Here is a 21,847-nt window from a genome sequence, read left to right as displayed (position 1 = left end):
TATTCCCCACAACAAACATCAGTATTATATAAAAAACTAATATTCAGATGTTATGTTTTTAAAATACCCCAAAATATTTAAAACCGTTATAAACGATTCAATTTCGTAATCAACTGAACTATATTATAAAAATTGGAAGTCTTATTATCGTCCACCAAAAGTATTTTGTAATTAGTTCTTGTAATTTATTAATGCAATTCCATAACTTTCATTAAAGCAGCATTAAACACCTCTTTATTAAGAGGCTTCCTTATAAAATCCAATAATTTATCATTATTATTAAATTTACTCAAATCACTAGGGTCATTAGAAGATGATAGAATAATCACATTTATTTCATTAATCAGCATTTTATCAAGTGTATAAAATTCTTCTAAAAATTCCCAACCATTCATAGCTGGCATATTAATATCTAAAAAAATTAAATTAGGTTTATCCTCTTCTCCATTAAGGCATTTTTTTAAATACGAAATTCCTTCAAAACCACTATCTAACAAAGCTACGGAACTGATATTATCATTGTTCTTGGCAATATGTTTGTTTAGAAAATTAGTAGCCTTATCATCATCGATAAACACAATTTTTAAATTTTTCTCTTGAATAAACATATTAAGAATAACTTTAATTAAACTGAAGGTATAAAACCTTTTATATTACTGCAATTTACGAATTTAATCGATATGATGCTCGTTTTAGTAGACAAAATACAATTTAAAGTTAAAAAAAATATAAAATAAAGAAACAACCCTTATATAAACATTTCTTTTCATACGAGGATAAAGAGATAAAATCGTTAACTAAATAACATCCATACATGAGAATTGGTATGGCGCATTAGCCCTCTATTAATTATGAAACAAAACTAATGTAGCAACCGTTAGACAGCAAATAAATGTCTTGTATAGCTAAATAAAAAATCCTTAATTAACCTTCAATATCAATCAAGCTCTTTCTAAAAATACCAAGATCCTTACAAAACGCTACCGTCTTAAAAACTAACAATTTCACACATTACGGAAATTACAAACTGGAAATTGAATTAATGAGCTTTATGCCACCTAAAAACCCATTTCATTCCATTACTTATATAAAAGACATTTATATGGTTTTAAAAGCCTTAAAAAAGCATTATAAAAGGATGTAAACAATAAATGAAATTATGCAAGACCTAATACAAAGAAATACCTAATCGCATATAAAACAATTGATAATAAAAAACCCCAGCATATAAGTGCTGGGGTTTTACTTTTATATCAATTGAAGATCTATCCTCCAAAGTCATCAAATCGTATATTCTCATCTGCTAGACCGAAATCTTCTCCCATTTTCTGAACAGCTTTGTTCATTAATGGAGGTCCACAGAAATATAATTCAATATCTTCCGGCGATTCATGTTTGCTTAAATAGTTATCTATAACACAATTGTGAATGAATCCTACGAAACCATCTCCAGGTGAATCAATATCAGCCTTTACCTTCCAGTTATCTTCTGGTAATGGTTCAGATAATGCTAAGAAGAATCTGAAATTCGGGAAATCTTTCTCTAATTTGTAAAAATGATCTAAATAGAATAACTCACGTTTAGAACGACCACCATACCAATAAGTTACTTTTCTACCTGTTTTTAATGTTCTGAAAAGGTGATACAAGTGAGAACGCATTGGCGCCATACCAGCTCCACCACCAACATAAAGCATTTCTGCTTCAGACTCATTGATAAAGAACTCACCATAAGGTCCAGAGATTGTTACTTTATCTCCTTTTTTCTGATTAAAAATATAAGATGATGCCACTCCTGGGTTTACATCCATCCAACCATTTTTGTTACGATCCCACGGTGGTGTAGCAATACGAACGTTTAACATGATTTCACGTCCTTCTGCTGGATAAGAAGCCATAGAATAAGCACGTTCTACAGTTTCGGTGTTTTTCATTGTTAAATCCCATAAACCAAATTTGTCCCATTCAGCTTTAAACTTATCCGGAGTTTCATGTTCCTCAGGATGCGCTGTAATATCAATATCTGAATATTTAACTTCACATGGTGGAATTTCAATTTGAATATAGCCACCTGCTTTATAACCCATATCCTCAGGAATTTCAACAACAAACTCCTTAATAAATGATGCTACGTTATAATTACGAACAACAACCGCTTCCCATTTTTTAATACCAAACACCTCTTCTGGAATGGTAATATTCATGTCTTGCTTAACTTTTACTTGACAAGCTAAACGGGCACCATGTTGTAATTCTTTACGTGTAAAATGTGGTGTCTCTGTTGGTAAAGCTTCACCTCCACCTGATAAAACATGACATTCACACTGAATACAAGTTCCACCACCACCACATGCTGATGGTAAAAATATTTTTTGATTCCCTAAGGTTGATAACAAACTACCTCCTGAAGCTACTTCAATTTCTTTTTCACCATTAATCGTAATCTTTACAGGACCTGATGGTGATAATTTTTGTTTTACGACTAACAATAATGCTACCAATACCAAGGTAATAATTAAAAAAGCTGTTACAGTCGCTATTACTGTCCCTAATGTTCCTGCGGCTAAAATCATATTACTCATTATCTTTTATATTATTAGCTATCACTTTATCTTCTTTACTATTTTGGTCTGCAGCAGTGGTTGTTGCCTCTTTTTTCTCTCCTTCATCGCCACCTGTTAGCATACCACCAAAACTCATAAAACCAATAGCCATTAAACCAGTTATAATAAATGTAATTCCTAAGCCTCTTAAAGCAGGTGGTACATTTGAATATCGTATCTTCTCACGAATAGCAGCAATAGCCAAAATAGCTAAAAACCAACCAATTCCAGAACCAACACCATAAACGGTTGCTAATCCTAAAGTTGGAATTTCACGTGATTGCATAAATAATGACCCACCTAATATCGCACAGTTTACAGCGATAAGCGGCAAGAATATACCTAACGAGTTATATAATGATGGTGAAAATTTTTCAACAACAATTTCAACCAATTGAACCATCGTAGCAATAGTTGCAATAAACATGATGAAAGATAAGAAACTCAAATCATAATCAGCATATTCTGCTCCTAACCATACTAAAGCACCAGGTTGTAATAAATAATGGTCTAATAACCAGTTTAAAGGCACTGTAATAAGCATTACAAATATTACCGCTGCACCTAAACCAACAGCAGTATTTACTTTTTTAGATACCGCTAAGTAAGAACACATCCCAAGGAATGTAGCAAATACCATGTTATCTATAAATATCGATTTTAAAAACAATTCTAAATGTTCCATATTATCAGTTATAAGTTATAAGTATTTAAAGTGTCTAAAGTTTTTTAGTATTTACAGTTTAATCAACTTTAAATACTTTAGTGCACTTAAAACTTTAAGTACTTTTTCTAATCTTCTATTAATGCGTTATTTCTACTACGTTGTACCCAAATAATTATACCTACAACAATTAAGGCCATTGGTGATAATAACATAAATCCGTTATTTTCATAACCTATAGCATACAAGCCTGTTTTTTCAATTGGATCACCTAAAACTTTAAATCCAAGTAATGTACCTGAACCTAATAATTCTCTAAAGAAACCAACAATTATAAGTATTGCACCATAACCAGCAGCATTACCAATACCATCTAAAAATGAACGCCAAGGCCCATTAGCTAATGCAAAGGCTTCAAAACGTCCCATAATGATACAGTTGGTAATAATTAAACCAACGAATACAGATAAGGTTTTACTCAATTCATATGAATATGCCTTAAGCACCTGGTCTACAATAATTACCAATGCAGCAACTACCACTAACTGTACAATAATTCTAATTTTTGAAGGTATAATATTTCTCATTAAAGAAATAACAACGTTACCTATCCCTAATACTGCTAATACAGATACGGCCATTACAATAGAGGCTTTTAATTGCGCTGTAATAGCTAATGCAGAACAAATACCTAATACCTGAATAGTAATTGGGTTATTATCCGCTAATGGATCAGTGATTAATTTCGTATCTTTTTTTGATAAAAGTGCCATAAATTAATTATTTTTTAAATTATCAAAATAAGGTTTGTAAAGCTTTAAATCGCTTTTAATCATTGCTGTTACACCATCACCTGTAATGGTTGCTCCTGCAATAGCATCTACCTCATTATCTGTTTTAACTTCATTTTTTGGATCTGCATTTCCTTTAGCAACGGTAATACCAGCAAAATCACCAGCTTCCGTTAAAAGATGTTCACCAATAAAATCGTCCATAAAATAGCGTTCTTTGATGTTTGCTCCCAAACCAGGAGTTTCACCTTTATGATCAAAATAAGCACCTTGAACAACCATATTCTCATCTAAAGACACGTAAGCCCAAATAGCATCCCAAAGTCCTTTACCATATATTGGCACAATATAAAAGGTTTTTCCATCCTTTTCTCCAATAAATAATGGTAATCTTCTAACACCTCCAGCTTTTGCTTTGGTTTGTTCTTTTTTAACATCTATTAAATAAGCTTCCGTATCTTCTGTTACGTTTGCACCATCAATAACTAATTGTTTTTTGATGTATTTTGCAAATAAACTTGCCGCTTCTTCTGTAGACACAAATGACGCACTACTTTCATCATTATTATTTACACCCATCGCATATAGAATATTTTGTTGCTTTTCTATACGTTGGTTTTCTGAAATTTTCGGTTTTAATGAGGAAGCCGTAAACGCTAACAAAGCTCCTACTATAAGTACCATTCCAATAGAAAATAAAATGGTATATGAATTTTTATCTGTTGTACTTTCCATAGTTATGCAGTTTTAGCCTTTAAACGTTTCATTCGTTGCTTCACATTTCCTTGTACCACATAATGGTCAATAGTCGGCGCAAACACATTCATTAATAAAATTGCTAACATAACACCTTCTGGGTATGCTGGGTTGAATACACGAATTAAAATAGATATGAATCCTATTAAAAACCCGTAAATCCATTTTCCTTTATTTGTTTGAGAAGCAGTTACAGGATCGGTAGCCATAAATACAGTTCCAAATGCAAATCCACCAATAATTAAGTGCTCCCAATATGGCGTACTCATTAAACCGTAAAATTTACTAGTTTCTGTTATAACGCCTGCATCCACTATTTGATTGAATATGATTCCCATTACAATGGCTCCTAAAGCAGATGATAACATAATTCTCCAGCTTCCAACCTTAGTAAAGATTAAGAATAAACCTCCTAAAAGAATTAAAAGTGTGGATGTTTCACCTACAGAACCAGGTATAAAACCTAGAAACATATCCCAAGTTGAAAAAGCAGCTTCTTTACCTTGAGCCAAAGTTCCTAAAATTGTTTCACCAGAAATAGCATCTAAATTAGCTCCTGCTGCAATTTCATTAGTTCTTTCAACAGCACCTTCAACCCAAACTTTATCTCCCGACATCCAAGTTGGATAGGCAAAGAATAAAAATGCTCTGATGGTTAATGCTGGATTTAAGATATTCATTCCTGTACCACCAAAAACTTCTTTTCCTATTACCACACCAAATGCTACAGCAACAGCCAACATCCAAAGTGGAATATCAATAGGCACAATAAGTGGCACTAACATTCCTGTTACTAAGTATCCTTCTTCTACTTCATGTTTTTTAATGATAGCAAATAAGAATTCAATTCCTAAACCAACACCGTAAGACACGATAACTAATGGAATAATTTTCCAGAAACCAATCATTAAATTATCCAAAGTCCAAAATTCCGAGCTAAAGAAACTTCCTGCTACTGCTTGAATTTCACCTACAGCTAAGTTATGTTGGTAACCTGCGTTAAACATCCCAAAGATTAAACATGGTACCATAGCCATAATAACGGTATTCATGGTACGTTTTAAATCGTCGGCTGCTTTTATATGAGTTCCGTTATGTGTGGTCTCATCTGGCAAGTATAAAAAAGTATGAAGCGCATTAAACGCCGGAGCCAATTTAGACCCGCGATACTTTCTTTTTAAAATATGTAATCTTGTTTTTAAATTCATTACCCTATTTCTTTAAGCATTACATCTAATCCTTTTCTAATAATATCCTGGTGTGGTTGTTTAGACACGCAAACAAATTCTGTTAACGCAAAATCTTCAGGTGCTACTTCGTACATTCCCAAAGCTTCCATTTCATCTAAATCTTTATACATGCAGGCCTTTAAAATTTGCATTGGATAAATATCTAATGGAAAAACTTCCTCATAACCACCAGTAACCACAAATGCCCGATGCTCACCATTTGTATTGGTGTTCAAATCGAACTTTTTATTTGGGTTAAGCCAAGAGAAGGTTAATGCTCTAGAAGTTGATATTTTATTAAATACAGGTGCAGTCCATCCAAAAAGTTCATAATCATCACCTTCTGGTATTACCGTAATCACATTGCTGTAATAATCTAAATAACCATTAGATTTAACTTGCTTACCACTTAAAACGTTTCCTGAAATAATACGAACATTTGCTTTCTTAGCAATTCCTTTATTATAAATAATTGGCGCTACTTCACTTCCAATTTTAGTAATAAAATATCTCGGCTTTTCTATAGAAGAACCTGCTAAAGCAACAATACGCTCTGCATTAAATTTACCTGTTAAAAGTAATTCACCAATAATCACTAAATCCTGAGCGGCAACCGTCCAGACTACTTCTCCTTTATTAACAGGATCTACTTTATTGATTAATGTTCCCACGTTTCCTGATGGATGTGGACCAGACACTTTGTGAAGTGTTATCCCAGACAAACCTGCTAATGGCGAATTAGATTTACTCCCAACTGACACATGTACTTTACCTTCGGTAAGTTTTCCTAATGCTGTAACTGCAGCTTGCAATTCCGCTTCTTTACCTTTTAAAGTAAAATCTAAATCAGCTGCCAATGGCGCACTAGCATAACCAGAAATAAAAATCGCCTTAGGCGTTTTATCTGGATTTGCAATTACATCATAAGGACGTTGCTTTACAAATGGCCAACAACCCGAAGCTAACAAATGGGCCTTAACCTCATCTGCTTTTGCTGCCTCTAAGTTAAACTTACCATAATCTTGATAAGTTTCTTCTTTGTCCGCTTGTAATTTAATTGCTAGAATCTTACGTTTCTCACCACGTGCAATTTCTATAATTTCGCCAGAAACTGGAGAAACAAACTTTACGTTTTCATTGGATTTATCGTAAAATACAGGTTCACCCGCTTTTACTTTCGATCCAACTTTAGAAATCAATTTTGGTATAACGCCATGGAAATCTTCAGGCCTTAAAGTATAAAAGTTACTCGAATCAGCCTTTTCCAAGGTTTTTTCAGCTTCACCCTTAAGTTTAATGTCTAGACCTTTTTTAATGCGAATGTCGTTTGACATATTTTATTTATATTGAAATTATTTGTCTAAAAATCGGGGCAAAAATACAAATTAATAATGCAGTTTTCATAATAAATACTTAGATTTTTTTTTACAAAAAACTTAATATTTTAGTTAGGCATTATAATTGTTTATATTTACAGAAAAACTACTGCTAAAATGCGATTAAATTATAATTCTTTTATCTTTTTTCTTCTTGCCCCTTTCTTTTGTATTTCTCAGGTAAATGAAATTAATCCTCCAGATTACATAAAAACCATAAATTTTAAAAGTAATACACCCGAGACCCAACTGCCTATTTTAAAACTTAATGAATATGTGGTACTTGAATTTGATGTTTTAAATGGAAATGAAGACGATTATTATTATAAAATAGACCATTACAATTACGACTGGACACCTTCCGTTTTAATGAAGTCGGAATTCATGGATGGCTTTGACAACCAACGCATTAGAACGTACGAGAATTCATTTAACACCTATCAAATCTACTCTCATTATCAGTTAACAATTCCTAACGAGCAAACAAGACGATTGAAAGTCTCAGGAAACTATATACTTAGCGTATATGACAGTTACGATAATTTGGTTTTTTCTAGAAAATTTATGATTTACGAAGAAGCTTCCACTGTTGGTGTAACTATAAAACGCTCTCGTGATGTTAGATTCATTGAGGAAAAACAACGGGTTGAAATTGTTGTATCCCCTAACAACACCCAATTAAACAACCCCGCACAAACTGTTAAGGCTGTTATTGTTCAAAATAATAATTTAAAAACTGCCTTACATAGCATAAAACCGCAATACACTATGGGCAATCAGCTAATTTACAGATACGATACAGAAACAAGTTTTATGGGTGGTAACGAATATTTATTTTTTGAGAATAAAGATGTTCGTGCAGCAAACACGGGTATTAGAGCAATTGACTTAAAAGAACTTTACCATAATTATCTGTTTACTAATGTAGAGCGAGCAAGCAAGCCGTATACCTATAACCCCGACATAAATGGCAACTATCTAATTACCGCCTTAGATGTGGACGATCCAAGTATAGAAGCCGATTATGTTTGGATTCATTTTTCATTAGTACCACAAGAATCCTTTAAAAATAAAAACATCCACGTTTATGGTAATTTTAATAATTATGTGATTGATGAAAGCACTAAACTGATTTATGACGATACTCACAACATTTTTAGAAACACAATGCTTTTAAAGCAAGGCTTTTATAACTATAAATTTGTAGTAGTTAATAAGGACGGTAGTTTAGATGAAGGTGCTATAAGTGGTAATTTTTACCAAACAGAAAACAACTACAAAGTAATTATTTACTACCGAGATTTAGGTGCGCGATACGATAAAATTATAGGTGTAGGAGAAGGAAGTTCGGTTAATATCTCGAACTAATTATGCGTTTCAACTAATATTTTGATGAAAGTCGTTAAAATTTTCATCCAACCCTTAAATATTTAGTATTTTAGCCCTAAAAGTAATATTAACTTAAATAAACCACCATGGTTCAACAAGTTACAAGCGGTATTAAAATTTCAGTAGAAACAACTTACGAAGGCTCATTTTATAAAAATTATAAAATACAATACGCCTTTGGATACACAGTTACAATTGAAAACCAGAGTAAAGACTCTGTTCAGCTTAATGCACGCCATTGGGAAATACTAGATGCTTTGAGTAACGTTGAAGTTGTTTCAGGCGAAGGTGTTGTGGGCAAAAAACCTGTTTTAAAACCTGGTGAATCTCACACCTACACTTCTGGCTGCTTATTAACATCACCTTTTGGTGCTATGCAAGGGCATTATAATATGATTAATTTTACAACTTCTAAAAATTTTCAAGTTACCATCCCTACATTTAAATTAAGTGCGCCTTTCGCGATTAATTAAGTCTAGTACTTCTACTTATTTTATCTTTTAGGACATCTTGAGATTAGATGCTATTTTCTGTTGTTTCTTGTCTTAAACACACCATAGAAATAAAAAAAACAGTGCATAATTACTTGCTTTTTTATGTGTCATCAAAACGAAACCTCATTTTTAATATTGATTTTCTTTCTGAAGTATTAAAGATTATCATTTAATACAAACACCCAAACCATTTACGGTCTCCCTCTGTATCACGCTCCTATTTAGCGGTCTTGTTCCCTTTGGATTTTGTCTAATTCAATAAGCATTAAAATACTCCACAAGCCCACTATTGAATCCCCAAGAACATCACATCCAAGAGGTAATACGCAATGTTATTTTATATCAATAACAATGAAACAAAAACTATTATTAATGCTCCAGATTAAATTCCATCAATTGATATATAAACCAACAATGAACCCGCAAAGAACACCAATTTTTGAAAACAAATTACTAGTTGCAACAGATAAAATAATCTATTTAATTTTAAAAAAATTCGATGTATTGAAATTGTATTTCTACAAAAAATAAGCAATAAAAAAAGCCTTCATACTCATCAAAAAAAGCGAAATAATTAAGCCATTTTTTCTTCGTTTTAAACCAAATTACACAACAAGTATTCTGTGAAAACACATCTTATTTTGCTAGAAATCCTAAAAATAAAAAAGACCATTCAGCGACTTTTCAAAAAGACTTTAGATGCTTCAACCAAACAAAATTAAAGTCGGAAATTTTATCTATCTTTAAACTTTACTAGGCAACAATTACTTTAAAGACACTGTGTTTTTATTCTTTTAAAAAACAACTCTTAAATTGCCTTTTTCATTAAAACCGACCCTGTTTTAAGGCAAAAAAACCATTATAAATAAAATCTATCAAAGGAATTTAAAAAATTATTATCCAGCATTTTAAACATCCTTATAGAAAGCGCTACTTCAATTTATTAAACGGACGAATAATTAGTCTCGCTGCTTTGTCAAAATTGATATAATTGTAGCACCAATTAAAGAAAACCACTACCCTATTACGAAATCCAACCAAGGCCATAAGGTGAACAAACATCCAAATAAACCAAGCAAAAAAGCCTCCAAATTTATAATGCTTTAAATCTACTACAGCCTTATTTCTACCCACTGTTGCCATAGATCCTTTATCAATATACTTGAATTTTTTAAGCGGTTTTCCTGCTATTAATTTGGGTAAGTTTTCACCCAAAAGTTGAGCCTGTTGTATGGCAGGTTGCGCTACCTGAGGATGCCCGTTTGGATACGCATCTGTAGACATCAAAGCAATATCTCCTAATGCAAAAATATTAGAATAGCCTTCCACTTGATTGTACTCATTTACTTTATACCTATTTGCTCTTTCCACCAAAACTTCTGCATTCAATCCTTTAACCAAATCACCGGTTACACCTGCTGCCCATATTAAGGTTTCAGACTCTAACTTCAGACTCAAATTAGTGGTCACCTTTTTACCATCATAATTTTTAACAAAAGTATTGCAATGCACAATCACACCTAACTTTGTTAAAAATCGTGCGGCTTTTTTGGAAGCCTCTTCACTCATTGTTGGCAATACCCGTGCACTTCCTTCCAACAAATAAATTTGCATATCGGATGCTATCAAGTCGCGGTAGTCTTTAGGTAAAATATGGTTTTTTAATTCGGCTATGGCACCCGCAAGTTCAACACCAGTTGGTCCTCCTCCCACAATAACAAAATTTAAAAGTGCCTTTCTTACAGTTTGATCTTCGGTTATGGCAGCCTGCTCAAAATTTTGCAAAATCAAACTTCTAATATTTAAAGCCTGAGGCACCTTTTTCATAGGCATGCTATGCTTCTCAATTTCCTTATTACCAAAATAATTCGTTTTAGTACCAGTTGCAATAACAAGGTAATCATAACTTATCACACCTATATCCGTATAAATTTCTTTAGCTTCAGCATCAATGGTGCGCACTTTAGTCATTCTAAAATAAGTGTTCTCATAGCGCTTTAAAATTTTCCGTAATGGGTACGCTATCGAATCTGGTTCCAAACCAGCCGAAGACACTTGGTATAATAAAGGTTGAAACGTATGGTAATTACGCTTATCAATTAGCACAACTTGCACTGGTTTTTTGCCTAATTTTTTTACTAAATTTATACCAGCGAAACCGCCTCCTATAATTACAATTCTGGGTAAGTTTGTTTGAGGAATATTCATAAAACACATAAAAAATTAAACCCGCAAAGTTAACCCATCAGTTTTTTTTTATTGCTTTTTAAAAAATTAATTTTAAAATCTGTAACATTTTTCAGAATTAGACAACTTATACCTACCAAACCAAAAAATTGAATAAAGAACTAGAACATAGTTTTGTTGAATTGCTAGAAACGCATCAAAACATCATCCATAAAGTGTGTCGGCTGTACACCAATAATCAGGATGCTCATAATGATTTGTTTCAAGAAATAACCATTCAACTTTGGAAGGCATATCCCAAATTTAGGGGCGATGCTAAGTTTAGCACTTGGATGTATCGGGTAGGATTAAATACTGCTATTACCCTGTACCGAAAATCGAAACGAAGCATTAATACCCAAGCGTACGAAGGTGTGGAGTTCAAAATAAAGGCTGAAGATTATGATGACACTGAAGAACAACAACTAAAAATACTATACCAAGCTGTACATCAATTAAACGACATAGAAAAAGCCCTTGTATTTCTATATTTAGAAGATAAAGATTATAAGGAAATAAGCGAAACTATAGGTATAAGCGAAGTGAATGCCCGAGTGAAAATGAACCGAATCAAAACCAAACTTAAAACCATTTTAAATCCGTAAGGTTATGGATGAATTAGAACTATTAAAAAAAGACTGGAAAAAAGATACCACTAAGTATCCGCAGTTAAGCTATAAAGAAATTTATGCCATGATTCATGCAAAATCATCAAACATTGTAAAATGGATATTTATTATTAGCATTTTGGAATTTGCTTTTTGGTTAATCATTTCAGTAGCATTCAAGGGCACCTCATTATCTAAAAAAATGAATGGTTTGGATATAGATCATATCCTCACACCTCTTACCGTTGTAAGTTATGCGGTACTCATTTATTTCTTTTATCAATTTTATAAAAACCACCAAAACATATCGGCAACCGATAACTCCAAAACACTTATAGAAAACATTTTAAAAACCCGACAAACCGTAAAACAGTATGTTATTTTCAATATTGCATTTCTTATTCTTGGAACATTTTTAGGAGTTATTTACGGATTTAAGCACGATACAAACCTAACAGCACAACTAAATTCGGCTTCCCTAAACGGTGGTGTTTTCGAAATATATGCGGGAATCATAATAGTAACCTTACTCGTATTAATAATAGCTGTTGGGCTTTTATTACTAATTTACTGGCTAACCTACGGCCTATTATTAAAACGCTTAAACCGTAATTACAACGAATTAAAAAAACTGGAAGTTTAAATTATTTAGGCATTACCCAAGGGTCGGGCTATCCGCTACAAGTCCTCGCTCGTACCTCGCTGTGGGCTTTCCGCTGCTATCCCTAATGCAAAAAAACAAGCACCGTAAAAGCTAAAGAAGCTTCAAATTCTCAATACACTTTCCCAACAACCTTAAGAACGATGAATTTCGGAAACTTTAACTCCTTTCAAACGAATTAAAATCAATTCAAATGACATCCAAAAGACCATCCATTTCAATCACCTCACCAACCTGCATAGTATCTAAATGAATATTTCCTACCCGAACTCGAACCAATCGCAAGGTTGGAAACCCGACTGCCGAAGTCATTTTCCGAACCTGCCTAAACTTACCTTCATTTAAAGTAATTGATATCCAAGAAGTAGGTCCATGCCTATCATCTCTAATTTTTTGTGAACGTGTTGGCAACTCAGGTATTTTTTCTAATTTAAACACCTTACATGGCTTCGTTTGGTACTTTTTCCCCGAAAAACCAATTTCAACACCTGCTTTTAACTGTTCAATAGCCTCTAAAGATATATCGCCATTTACTTGGGCATAATATTCTTTATCAACTTTTTTACTATTAACATAGTCGCTCAATTTTCCATCGGTAGTCAACAACAACAAACCCTCTGACTTTTCATCTAAACGACCAATGGGCATAATTCCCTCAGGAAACTCATGTAATAACCCTAAAAATTTTTTAGATTGTTGCTTACTATCGTTGCTAGCAAACTGACTTAAAAACCCATATGGTTTGTATATTATAAAATGCTGGTGTGTACTTAGCTGTTCGGTCATTTAATTAATTAACAACAGTGTAATAAATTTATAACGTTCAATCATTAGTTTCATCGGTTTCAGCGCTTTGGGTATTGTTTTAAATACATTTAATAAGAACCGCTGTCTTCGCCCGTAGAGAAGACAACCAAATGCTATAGAATACTTCGTTGTTATACCTTAAAATGATCGTTTAATTTATATTAAAGGAGTCTTTCAAAATTTTATAAACCAATTCTTTAGTAGGCTTCTCTCCATTCATTTTAGCTCTAACATCATCAAAAGTTACTTTAAAATTACAACCTTGTTTATATTCACTGCAACCATATGCGGTTTTACCTTTTAGAACTGTGCCTTTTTTACATTTTGGGCAGGTTAACTCATCCGATTTTGGCTCTACTTTTTTTGTACCTTTTTTAGCTTCAAATTTAAGTTTGAAATTATCATCCAATCGTAATAAACCCTCCGATTTATCCGAGCCAAATTTAAAATCTTTCAAATTTACAGTAGAGCCTTTTTGAAGTAACCGAATGTATTGCTTCTCAGAAATTTTTTTCTCGGCATAGGTAAATGGCAACACAAAATCGCAACCGACTTTGTAATTCCCACAGCCAAAAGCCGATTTCCCTTTTATAAGCGTTGCTTTTTTACATTTCGGGCATATCTCAGCCAAAATACCTGCAGCTTTCTTTTTCTCCGCTTTAGCTTCTCGTTTTTTTACAGTGGCAACATGCGAAATATTGGCGCGTGTTGTTTCACTTCGCACCTCATAAACCAAAGCGTCTACCATGCGTTTCATATTATTTATAAACGCGCCTGCAGTAAATTCACCTTTTTCAATATCTTTTAATTGCTTTTCCCAAGTTCCTGTTAGTTCAGCCGATTTCAACAAATCATTCTGAATCGTATCAATTAACTGAATACCCGTTTGGGTTGGTAACACCTGTTTTTTATTTCGAATAATGTATTTGCGCTTAAAAAGTGTTTCGATAATATTGGCTCGGGTTGATGGACGCCCAATACCATTTTCTTTCATTAAATCCCTTAATTCCTCATCTTCTACCTCTTTCCCAGCGGTTTCCATAGCTCGTAATAAAGAGGCCTCTGTAAACTGATTGGGTGGTTTGGTTTCTTTTTCTAAAAAAGAAGGTTCATGGGGCCCTTTTTCTCCTTTCACAAATGTTGGTAATAAATCGGGTTCTTTTTCTTTAGAATCTGGACTTTCAAAAACCACACGCCATCCTTTTTTCAATATTTCTTTTCCGGTGGTTTTAAACGATACTTCGGCTGCTTTTCCAATTACAGTAGTATTTGCCACATCACAATCATCATAAAAAACCGCAATAAAGCGTTTTACAATAATATCATACACCTGTTGCTGGTTGTACTGCAAGTTACTTTGCATCCCCGTTGGAATGATAGCATGGTGATCAGTAACTTTTTTATCGTTAAAAACTTTTGGCGATTTCTTTATCTTTTTTCCCAAAAGCGGAGCTGTTAACGCAGCATAATTGGTTAACTTTTGAAGTATACCGTTTACTTTTGGGTAAATATCATTTGGTAAAAAGGTGGTATCTACTCTTGGATAGGTAACTACCTTTTGTTCATATAGGGTTTGTGCTATTTTAAGAGTCTCCTCTGCCGAAAATCCAAACTTAGTATTACAATAGACTTGTAATCCCGTTAAATCAAACAGTTTTGGTGCATACTCATTAACTTTCTTTTTCTCAATAGACACTATTTCGAAATCGCTTTCTTTTACCTTATTGGCTAAAAGTTCGCCATCTTCCTTATTTAAAAAACGACCTTCCTCATAGCTAAAAAGTGTTTCACGATACATGGTTTGTAATTCCCAGTACGGTTGTGGTTTAAAGTTTTCTATTTCTTTAAAACGGTTTACAACCATTGCCAAGGTGGGTGTTTGCACACGACCAATAGATAAAACTTGTTTGTAACCACCATGTTTTACAGTGTACAATCGCGTAGCATTCATTCCTAATAACCAGTCGCCAATAGCTCTAGAAAATCCGGCATAGTATAAATTATCATAATTAGAAGCTGGTTTTAAATTTTCAAAACCTTCTTTAATGGCCTCGGTGGTTAGCGATGAAATCCATAGTCGTTTTACTTCACCTTTGTATTTCGCCTCATTCATGACCCAACGTTGAATAAGTTCTCCTTCCTGACCCGCATCCCCGCAATTAATAACAACCTCCGCTTTATCAAATAAACTTTTTACGATTTTAAATTGCTTTTGTATCCCCGAATTTGACACTACCTTGGTTTCAAACTTTTCAGGCAGCATGGGCAAATTGTTTAAATCCCAGCTTTTCCAATAGGGTTTATAATCGTTAGGCTCTTTTAGGGTACACAGATGCCCAAATGTGTAAGTTACAGCATAACCATTGCCTTCAAAATAGCCATCGCGCTTGGTATTGGCTCCTAAAACGGAGGCAATTTCGCGGGCAACACTTGGTTTTTCGGCAATACAAACTTTCACTTAATTCCTTTTTATTTGAAGGCGCAAATTAGGGATTTTGAAATGGTTTTTAAAAGGGAATTGTAAGTAGTTATTAACTATTAAAGTGAAGGTAAAACAAAATCATTCCAACTTAATTATACAACACTACCTTTTAATAGCCCCCGAAGTATCGCCCTCCATTAAACTTATTACGTTTTCTAGCGACACCATATTTACATCACCAGGAACAGTATGTTTAAGAGCGCATGCTGCCGAGGCAAAGTTTAAAGCTTGCAAATCGTCGTCATAATGCAATAGGCCATAAATAATACCAGCAGCAAAGGCATCGCCTGTTCCTACTCTATCAATTACATGACTAATATCCAGGTTTTTTGATTTTAGATATTTTTTACCGTTCCACATTTTGCCATGTATTTTTTGATGCGAAGCGCTTATTGATTTTCTTTTTTTACCAACCACTTTCTCAATATTAGGAAACTCATCCATAAGCAACTTAGCTGATTTCTTAAACTTACCACCTAATTCCCCTAGTCCAAACATTTCAAAAATACCTCTTGTACTACTTGTTACAATATCGGTATGTTTTACCAATTCAGGTATTATTTCTTGCTTGGTTTTTCCATATTTCCACATATTGTCTCGCGAATTAATATCACCTGAAACTTTCAAACCCATTTTTTTTGCAGTTCTTACGGCATCAAGACAACACATAGCGGCGCCTTCAGAAATGGCAGGAGTAATACCTGTCCAATGAAACCAATCGGCACCCTTAAGAACATGTTCCCAATTAACCATGGAGGGCTGAATTAAGGAAAAAGCCGAGCCTTCCCTTTCATAAATAACAACGCTAGACCTATAAGATGCCCCTTTTTCTAAAAAATACTTACCTAACATGTTGTCGCCATACACAATGTTTACGGTACTTAACCAATGTTTTCGTAAAAATTGGGTAGCAGCTTTTCCAAGGGCATTATCTGGAAAACGTGTCATATGTTCTGCTTTCATTCCAAGATAGGCACATGAAATGGCTACATTGGCTTCACCTCCTCCATACACCAAATCGAAAGAGGTTGCTTGCGAAAACATCGAATATCCTGGTGGCGATAAACGCATCATTACTTCTCCAAATGTGACTACTTTTTTAGGCATACTTTAATTTTTTATGATTAATAAAGTTAATGGTTTTCGTAAAACGTATAACTCACAATGATTTATCTAAAAATAGTGATTTTTTATTTAGCTCTTAAATTTGTTATTCATTGCCTAACTCGCAACAGGAAGGGAATGAGTAAAAAAACCAAATTAAAATTACTTTTCGGGATAGTTAAAACAATTTATGAATTAGAAATTCTGAATGCAAATCTTTCTCAAAGAAAAACCCGATTCTTATGGTGTAAACAAAAAAATAGCTGTTCATCAAAAATTTTGACAAACAGCTAATAATGAATTTTAATTTAACTCGCTTAAATTAAGTTACTTCCACTTAATTAATTGGTTAATTTTTAGGCAAACCATAGGTTTCTACCACGAAATCGATGTCTTTATCCCCACGACCACTTAAATTAACCAATATGGATTTTTGAGGTTGCTCTTGTGCTACTTTAATAGCATAAGCCACAGCATGGGCACTTTCCAGGGCTGGAATAATACCTTCCAATCGGCTTAATTCATAAAAGGCATCAATGGTTTCTTGGTCATTAACGCTATCGTAATTAACCTTACCCATATCTTTTAGCATACTATGCTCTGGACCAACACCAGGGTAATCTAATCCGCTCGCTACGGAATGCACTGGTGCAGGCTCTCCTTTTTCGTCTTGTAATGTGTAACATTTAAAACCATGGATAATTCCTGGAGTGCCAAACTTCATTGTAGATGCGTGGTCTCCAATTTTATCAGAACGACCGCCTGGTTCAACCCCGTGAAGCTGACAATCTTCATCATCAATAAATGCTGAGAATATACCCATTGCATTACTTCCTCCGCCTACACAAGCAATAACGTTATCAGGATTTTCACCTGTCATTTCAAAAAACTGTTCGCGTGCTTCAATACCTACAACACGTTGAAAATCGCGAACCATCATAGGAAATGGATGTGGTCCTACCACCGAGCCGATACAATAAATGGTATTTTCAGGATCTTTAAGATAGGATTCAAAAGCAGAATCGACTGCCTCTTTTAAAGTTTTTAAACCATGGGAAACAGGAACAACCGTTGCTCCTAATATTTGCATGCGCACTACATTTGGGCGTTCTTTAGCCATATCAACTTCACCCATGTGGATTTCGCATTCTAAACCAAAATAAGCCGCTGCGGTTGCTAATGCCACGCCATGTTGGCCAGCACCCGTTTCTGCAATTAATTTTTTCTTACCAAGGTGTTTTGCCAAAAGCGCCTCACCCATACAATGGTTTAGTTTATGAGCTCCGGTATGGTTTAAATCTTCACGTTTTAAATAAATACGTCCGCCATATTTTTCGGATAAGCGTGCACAATAATATACTGGTGTTGGACGTCCTTGATAATGTTTACGAATACTTCGAAGTTCTTGAATAAAATTGTGCGACTTACTTATGGTGTGGTAGGCATCGGTAATTTTTTTCATTTCAAGTTCCAATACAGGTGGAATGAATGCACCACCATATCCTTCAAAGAACCCTTCCTTATTTGGATAGGTTTTAAAATAGTTTTTCATATGATACTTTTATGCTTTTTAATTAACACAGATAATCATCTTGCCTTTAACAAACTAAAATTGAACTCGTAATTGGGATCTGATTTCAACAGATTGTAGACATAATTCTGTATGAAACGAATGTATCGTTTTTTTCAAACATAATCAAGTATAAAATAGGAATGTGTGCCGCGATGTGAGTGCGTTAGGGATTGCAGCGGAAAGCCCACAGCTAAAATGCCTAAGCATTTTAGCGAGGACTTGTAGTGAAAAGCCCGACCCTTTTCGGGTAACGCCCCAATTGAAATTTAATTTTTTACAAATTTAATAATACCTAATGCATTAAGGATACGCATGATGAAATAAGTTGGATCGAACTCATGCCATCTTACACCGAAATTAGCTCGACCACCGTGCTTGTGGTGATTGTTGTGATATGCTTCCCCCATCATTAAAAAATCGAATGGCAATAAATTTTTAGACGTATCTTTTACTTTAAAATTTACGTAACCATAAATATGTGCATACCAATTAATGATAACACCATGAATAGGTGCCATTAATACGATGATTGGTAAAAACAACCATTGCCACCATGCTGTTGCAAATTGCAGAAAGAATAAAACATACAGCAGCGTCCAGATAATTCTTGAAATTCTGGAGCTCGCCATTCTATCAAAAGCCAACCATTGCGGTACGTTTTTAGTAAATTTTTCATCTACTGGAATCCGTTGCATATTGATATCTTGATACACATTTTTAGTACGCCACATCATTTTAAGTACATTTTCGTCAAATTTTGGTGAATGTGGGTCTTTTTCTGTATCGGCATAGGCATGGTGCATTCTGTGCATAACACCATAACCGTAAGCGCTCAAATAATTAGAACCTTGAAATAACCATGTTAATACGTAAGTAACCTTTTCTGCAGTTCTGGACATAGTGAATGTTTGATGTGCTGCATAGCGGTGAAGAAAAAAGGTTTGAAAAAACAAGCCTCCGTACCATAAGATTATTAATAGATATATAACTTCCATGTATTTTTTTAATTTAAGGCTGCGAAAGTAGTCAAAAAAGACTATTGCACACAATGAACTTAAGTTAAGAAATACGTTTTCGGATTCGGCTTAATGCCTGCGGCGTAACGCCAATGTAGGATGCGATGTATTTTAAAGGGATTTGCTTTATTATTTCCGGGCGCTCTTCAAACAGGTTGATATAGCGCTGTTCAGCCGTGTCGTTTAGCAGCGATTGTTCTCTTTTGGATTTGATTAAAAACAGTTTTTCTGTAGTATATCTACCTATTGTGTTGCCAATTTTAGTAGCGTTGTAAACATCTTGCAAATCGGCATAACTAATACTCCATAGTGTGGTATCCATTAAGGCTTCCAGCTGATATAATGTTGGCATCTGGGTTAAAAAGGAATCATAAGCACTTACAAACTCTCCTTGCAAGCAAAAACCAAATGTTATTTCCTTTTCTTCATCTTCCTTTGGAATGAACAAACGCACGCCACCTTCATCTATAAACGAAATATAGTTCTCTACTTCACCTACATTTAAAAAAATGCTCTTTTTTGAAAACTCGCGTTTAATGAGCCGCGATGAGAAATAATTCCAATCAGCATCATCAATATCTACTATACTCTCTAAATAACTGCGTAATTTATTCATGACTTACCCCGTTGAAATAAGAACCTCAAAATTACTCTTTTAAAAGGTGTTAAAAATTTTTACAGTAATTTTTAATTACGAACGTGGTTTAATAGGAGGTAGATCGAAGGCTTTAGCATCGTGTTCAAAATTGTTACGGTGCGAGCCATCACAAAACGGTTTGTTTGCAGAATGTCCGCAACGACAAATTCCTAATACTTGTCTGCCTTGTAAGCCATATACATTGCCTTGGCTGTCCACAATTTCAAAATCACCTTCTACTTTTACCGACCCGTTACTGTTTATGGTAAGTTTTGTTTTGCTCATAGTTATATTTTTAAACAAAGTTGGAAAATATTTTTTGATATTTGGGGAGTTGAGTGGTTTATTTACATTTGGTACAAAAAGAGTATGTTGTAATGATTTGAAAATGTGTATATAAATTAGGCGCTTTAGCAACGGTTACCCGTATTGGTAGTCGTTTTTAATTTTTCACATATAATTCATTGTTATTTATAAAACCAACTAAACCTTTATCTTTTTCTATAATTAATTCCTCAATAAGAGATTTATCATTTATATGTTTATTCAAAACAACTAAAAGAACATTGTTGAATTCATGATTATCTATAATTAATTCTTCTTTAGTGATTTGACTAAATCTCTCCAATATATTTTCTGGACTATTAATTATTTGATTTTCGCTGTATCGTGAAGCATTTACAGAATAATCAAGTTCTATGAATTCAGTTTCATCCTCTAAGCTAGACATACGAACTTGAGTTCTAAAGAATATTGAATCGTTTACCTTATATAGTTCTTCAAAATTGCTAAAACAATCGCAAGTCGGGTCTCCATAACCACCGCATCTTTCAATATAGTTTTCTGAATAATATCTATCAAAAAAAGAAAGCTTTATCGTATCCCCTTGATTATTAACGAATTCATAAAACTCCTTTTCATCTGGAAACATTGCATAACTCAGGATAGCATTATTTTTATCAAAACCTTTACATTCGACTTCTTCTACCTCGCAGCTAAATAATATTAGACAAGCTAAAAAACAAATTAATTTTTTCTTTTTTTTCATAATTACTATCAATGGTCTCATATAACCATCCGTTTCGATTTAAAAGTTAATAATTTTCGGCTAAGCACTGATGGTAGCAATTCCGAGTGGATTCGGGCGTAGTGGAACCTGTCGTAATTACGGTTATTCAATGTTAGCAATTTTATTCCGGTACTTAAACAAAATATAGTTTCCTTCATTTGATTCGCCTTGTGAAACTGATGTCCAACCATGTTTTTGGTAGAATTTTATTCCCAATTTATTTTTTTTCAAGCATTTTAATGTCATATCAGCATTTGCTCTCTCAATTACGCTATTCAATAATTGTGTTCCAATTCCTTTGCTTTGAAATTCATTGGATATATACAAATGATGAAGAAAGTTGTCCTTTACCCAAATTGAAG

At 33.8% G+C, this 21,847-nt stretch carries 21 protein-coding genes; 4 read left to right on the top strand and 17 right to left on the bottom strand.

Annotated features, from left to right (window positions below; genetic code table 11):
- Positions 1 to 188: 188 nt before the first annotated feature.
- The 7 genes from ABYI63_RS04440 to ABYI63_RS04410 all read right to left on the bottom strand — a co-directional run bounded on the left by ABYI63_RS04440 (position 189) and on the right by ABYI63_RS04410 (position 7,377).
- Positions 189 to 608, bottom strand: coding sequence for a response regulator (locus ABYI63_RS04440; protein ID WP_372753858.1), 420 nt, complete (start codon positions 606 to 608; stop codon positions 189 to 191).
- Between the two features lie 657 nt (positions 609 to 1,265).
- Positions 1,266 to 2,573 (bottom strand): NADH:ubiquinone reductase (Na(+)-transporting) subunit F, encoded by a 1,308-nt coding sequence (gene nqrF, locus ABYI63_RS04435; protein ID WP_372754021.1) that lies wholly within the window; start codon positions 2,571 to 2,573, stop codon positions 1,266 to 1,268.
- 1 nt (position 2,574) lies between these two features.
- Positions 2,575 to 3,288 (bottom strand): NADH:ubiquinone reductase (Na(+)-transporting) subunit E, encoded by a 714-nt coding sequence (gene nqrE, locus ABYI63_RS04430; RefSeq protein WP_372753856.1) that lies wholly within the window; start codon positions 3,286 to 3,288, stop codon positions 2,575 to 2,577.
- Between the two features lie 107 nt (positions 3,289 to 3,395).
- Entirely contained in the window at positions 3,396 to 4,040 is a 645-nt protein-coding gene (locus ABYI63_RS04425) for an NADH:ubiquinone reductase (Na(+)-transporting) subunit D (RefSeq protein ID WP_372753854.1), read from the bottom strand.
- A gap of 3 nt (positions 4,041 to 4,043) precedes the next feature.
- Positions 4,044 to 4,793: a Na(+)-translocating NADH-quinone reductase subunit C gene (locus ABYI63_RS04420; protein ID WP_372753852.1), complete on the bottom strand. Its 750-nt coding sequence runs from the start codon at positions 4,791 to 4,793 to the stop codon at positions 4,044 to 4,046.
- A 2-nt stretch (positions 4,794 to 4,795) separates the two neighbouring features.
- Positions 4,796 to 6,022, bottom strand: a complete 1,227-nt coding sequence (locus ABYI63_RS04415; protein WP_372753850.1) for an NADH:ubiquinone reductase (Na(+)-transporting) subunit B — start codon at positions 6,020 to 6,022, stop codon at positions 4,796 to 4,798.
- The gene (locus ABYI63_RS04410) at positions 6,022 to 7,377 is read right to left on the bottom strand and encodes a Na(+)-translocating NADH-quinone reductase subunit A (RefSeq protein WP_372753848.1); all 1,356 of its coding nucleotides are present in this window, start codon (positions 7,375 to 7,377) and stop codon (positions 6,022 to 6,024) included. Before ABYI63_RS04410 ends, ABYI63_RS04415 begins: the two co-directional genes overlap by 1 nt.
- Before the next feature lie 159 nt (positions 7,378 to 7,536).
- On the opposite strand from ABYI63_RS04410, the gene ABYI63_RS04405 reads away from it, so the two are divergent.
- Both ABYI63_RS04405 and apaG read left to right on the top strand, forming a co-directional pair.
- Positions 7,537 to 8,787, top strand: coding sequence for a DUF5103 domain-containing protein (locus ABYI63_RS04405; RefSeq protein ID WP_372753846.1), 1,251 nt, complete (start codon positions 7,537 to 7,539; stop codon positions 8,785 to 8,787).
- Between the two features lie 107 nt (positions 8,788 to 8,894).
- Positions 8,895 to 9,281: a Co2+/Mg2+ efflux protein ApaG gene (gene apaG / locus ABYI63_RS04400; RefSeq protein WP_372753844.1), complete on the top strand. Its 387-nt coding sequence runs from the start codon at positions 8,895 to 8,897 to the stop codon at positions 9,279 to 9,281.
- A gap of 951 nt (positions 9,282 to 10,232) precedes the next feature.
- Here the strand turns inward: apaG and ABYI63_RS04395 are convergent.
- Entirely contained in the window at positions 10,233 to 11,510 is a 1,278-nt protein-coding gene (locus ABYI63_RS04395; protein ID WP_372753842.1) for an NAD(P)/FAD-dependent oxidoreductase, read from the bottom strand.
- A 128-nt stretch (positions 11,511 to 11,638) separates the two neighbouring features.
- On the opposite strand from ABYI63_RS04395, the gene ABYI63_RS04390 reads away from it, so the two are divergent.
- Complete coding sequence (locus ABYI63_RS04390) at positions 11,639 to 12,133, top strand: RNA polymerase sigma factor (protein ID WP_372753840.1); 495 nt, start codon at positions 11,639 to 11,641, stop codon at positions 12,131 to 12,133.
- A 4-nt stretch (positions 12,134 to 12,137) separates the two neighbouring features.
- Positions 12,138 to 12,779, top strand: coding sequence for a hypothetical protein (locus ABYI63_RS04385; RefSeq protein WP_372753838.1), 642 nt, complete (start codon positions 12,138 to 12,140; stop codon positions 12,777 to 12,779).
- Between the two features lie 207 nt (positions 12,780 to 12,986).
- On the opposite strand, the gene ABYI63_RS04380 is transcribed toward ABYI63_RS04385, so the two are convergent.
- The 9 genes from ABYI63_RS04380 to ABYI63_RS04340 all read right to left on the bottom strand — a co-directional run.
- Entirely contained in the window at positions 12,987 to 13,583 is a 597-nt protein-coding gene (locus ABYI63_RS04380) for a pseudouridine synthase (protein WP_372753836.1), read from the bottom strand.
- A 172-nt stretch (positions 13,584 to 13,755) separates the two neighbouring features.
- Positions 13,756 to 16,062, bottom strand: coding sequence for a DNA topoisomerase 3 (locus ABYI63_RS04375; RefSeq protein WP_372753834.1), 2,307 nt, complete (start codon positions 16,060 to 16,062; stop codon positions 13,756 to 13,758).
- Between the two features lie 126 nt (positions 16,063 to 16,188).
- On the bottom strand, positions 16,189 to 17,193 hold the full coding sequence (locus ABYI63_RS04370; protein WP_372753832.1) for a sugar kinase: 1,005 nt from the start codon (positions 17,191 to 17,193) through the stop codon (positions 16,189 to 16,191).
- Between the two features lie 346 nt (positions 17,194 to 17,539).
- A complete protein-coding gene (trpB, locus tag ABYI63_RS04365) occupies positions 17,540 to 18,742 on the bottom strand; it encodes a tryptophan synthase subunit beta (RefSeq protein ID WP_372753830.1) in 1,203 nt (400 codons plus the stop codon).
- A gap of 287 nt (positions 18,743 to 19,029) precedes the next feature.
- Positions 19,030 to 19,758, bottom strand: a complete 729-nt coding sequence (locus tag ABYI63_RS04360) for an acyl-CoA desaturase (RefSeq protein ID WP_372753828.1) — start codon at positions 19,756 to 19,758, stop codon at positions 19,030 to 19,032.
- A gap of 64 nt (positions 19,759 to 19,822) precedes the next feature.
- Entirely contained in the window at positions 19,823 to 20,395 is a 573-nt protein-coding gene (locus tag ABYI63_RS04355; RefSeq protein ID WP_372753826.1) for a Crp/Fnr family transcriptional regulator, read from the bottom strand.
- A 75-nt stretch (positions 20,396 to 20,470) separates the two neighbouring features.
- Positions 20,471 to 20,701, bottom strand: a complete 231-nt coding sequence (locus ABYI63_RS04350; RefSeq protein ID WP_372753824.1) for a CDGSH iron-sulfur domain-containing protein — start codon at positions 20,699 to 20,701, stop codon at positions 20,471 to 20,473.
- A gap of 157 nt (positions 20,702 to 20,858) precedes the next feature.
- The gene (locus ABYI63_RS04345; RefSeq protein ID WP_372753822.1) at positions 20,859 to 21,485 is read right to left on the bottom strand and encodes a hypothetical protein; all 627 of its coding nucleotides are present in this window, start codon (positions 21,483 to 21,485) and stop codon (positions 20,859 to 20,861) included.
- 102 nt (positions 21,486 to 21,587) lie between these two features.
- The coding region (locus ABYI63_RS04340; RefSeq protein WP_372753820.1) for a GNAT family N-acetyltransferase at positions 21,588 to 21,847 on the bottom strand (260 nt) is incomplete at its 5' end.

It is taken from the genome of Mariniflexile sp., from assembly GCF_041583155.1.
Lineage (GTDB): Bacteria > Bacteroidota > Bacteroidia > Flavobacteriales > Flavobacteriaceae > Mariniflexile.
Note: the sequence above shows the minus strand (reverse complement) of the source record. Positions and strands in the feature narration are given on the sequence as shown.

What these genes read in the sequence shown, in the direction of transcription:
- ABYI63_RS04345 (WP_372753822.1), bottom strand. Translation starts at nt 21,485, where the DNA reads ATGAGACCATTGATAGTAATTATGAAAAAAAAGAAAAAATTAATTTGT.
- ABYI63_RS04370 (WP_372753832.1), bottom strand. Translation starts at nt 17,193, where the DNA reads ATGCCTAAAAAAGTAGTCACATTTGGAGAAGTAATGATGCGTTTATCG.
- ABYI63_RS04405 (WP_372753846.1), top strand. Translation starts at nt 7,537, where the DNA reads ATGCGATTAAATTATAATTCTTTTATCTTTTTTCTTCTTGCCCCTTTC.
- nqrE (WP_372753856.1), bottom strand. Translation starts at nt 3,288, where the DNA reads ATGGAACATTTAGAATTGTTTTTAAAATCGATATTTATAGATAACATG.
- ABYI63_RS04425 (WP_372753854.1), bottom strand. Translation starts at nt 4,040, where the DNA reads ATGGCACTTTTATCAAAAAAAGATACGAAATTAATCACTGATCCATTA.
- ABYI63_RS04385 (WP_372753838.1), top strand. Translation starts at nt 12,138, where the DNA reads ATGGATGAATTAGAACTATTAAAAAAAGACTGGAAAAAAGATACCACT.
- ABYI63_RS04395 (WP_372753842.1), bottom strand. Translation starts at nt 11,510, where the DNA reads ATGAATATTCCTCAAACAAACTTACCCAGAATTGTAATTATAGGAGGC.
- nqrF (WP_372754021.1), bottom strand. Translation starts at nt 2,573, where the DNA reads ATGATTTTAGCCGCAGGAACATTAGGGACAGTAATAGCGACTGTAACA.
- ABYI63_RS04360 (WP_372753828.1), bottom strand. Translation starts at nt 19,758, where the DNA reads ATGGAAGTTATATATCTATTAATAATCTTATGGTACGGAGGCTTGTTT.
- apaG (WP_372753844.1), top strand. Translation starts at nt 8,895, where the DNA reads ATGGTTCAACAAGTTACAAGCGGTATTAAAATTTCAGTAGAAACAACT.
- ABYI63_RS04415 (WP_372753850.1), bottom strand. Translation starts at nt 6,022, where the DNA reads ATGAATTTAAAAACAAGATTACATATTTTAAAAAGAAAGTATCGCGGG.
- ABYI63_RS04350 (WP_372753824.1), bottom strand. Translation starts at nt 20,701, where the DNA reads ATGAGCAAAACAAAACTTACCATAAACAGTAACGGGTCGGTAAAAGTA.
- trpB (WP_372753830.1), bottom strand. Translation starts at nt 18,742, where the DNA reads ATGAAAAACTATTTTAAAACCTATCCAAATAAGGAAGGGTTCTTTGAA.
- ABYI63_RS04420 (WP_372753852.1), bottom strand. Translation starts at nt 4,793, where the DNA reads ATGGAAAGTACAACAGATAAAAATTCATATACCATTTTATTTTCTATT.
- ABYI63_RS04355 (WP_372753826.1), bottom strand. Translation starts at nt 20,395, where the DNA reads ATGAATAAATTACGCAGTTATTTAGAGAGTATAGTAGATATTGATGAT.
- ABYI63_RS04410 (WP_372753848.1), bottom strand. Translation starts at nt 7,377, where the DNA reads ATGTCAAACGACATTCGCATTAAAAAAGGTCTAGACATTAAACTTAAG.
- ABYI63_RS04380 (WP_372753836.1), bottom strand. Translation starts at nt 13,583, where the DNA reads ATGACCGAACAGCTAAGTACACACCAGCATTTTATAATATACAAACCA.
- ABYI63_RS04440 (WP_372753858.1), bottom strand. Translation starts at nt 608, where the DNA reads ATGTTTATTCAAGAGAAAAATTTAAAAATTGTGTTTATCGATGATGAT.